1 protein-coding gene is annotated in these 408 nt (G+C 56.6%); it reads left to right on the top strand.

The annotated features are described in order from the left end of the window. Positions 1-154: 154 nt before the first annotated feature. On the top strand, positions 155-408 hold a 254-nt coding region (gene yajC, locus EN750_RS38935; RefSeq protein ID WP_127399541.1), incomplete at its 3' end, for a preprotein translocase subunit YajC.

Here is a 408-nt window from a genome sequence, read left to right as displayed (position 1 = left end):
TTTCGCGATCATGCTCTAACACGGCTCAACAGGCCGTAAAAGCAGCCGATTTGGCCGGCCGCGCAGTTGCATTGACAACTTTACCGACTATATTCCGGCCAAATTTCAAGGGCCGCCAAATTGGCGGCTGTTTTCAAAAATCAGGAGTACCTCGATGTTCGTGACACCGGCATACGCCCAAGGCGTCGGCGCTTCTCCCGACATGTTCATCAGCATTTTGCCCTTTGTCCTGATTTTCGTGATCATGTATTTTCTGATCATCAGGCCGCAGCGCACGCAGCTGAAGAAGCGCGGCGAGATGCTGGCGGCTGTCCGTCGCGGCGACACGGTCGTCACCGGCGGCGGCTTCGTCGGCAAGGTGACCAAGGTGATCGACGACAACGAGCTCGAGATCGACCTCGGTAACGG

This window comes from Mesorhizobium sp. M7A.F.Ca.ET.027.03.2.1 (assembly GCF_003999175.1).
In the GTDB taxonomy this organism is placed as follows: domain Bacteria; phylum Pseudomonadota; class Alphaproteobacteria; order Rhizobiales; family Rhizobiaceae; genus Mesorhizobium.
Note: the sequence above shows the minus strand (reverse complement) of the source record. Positions and strands in the feature narration are given on the sequence as shown.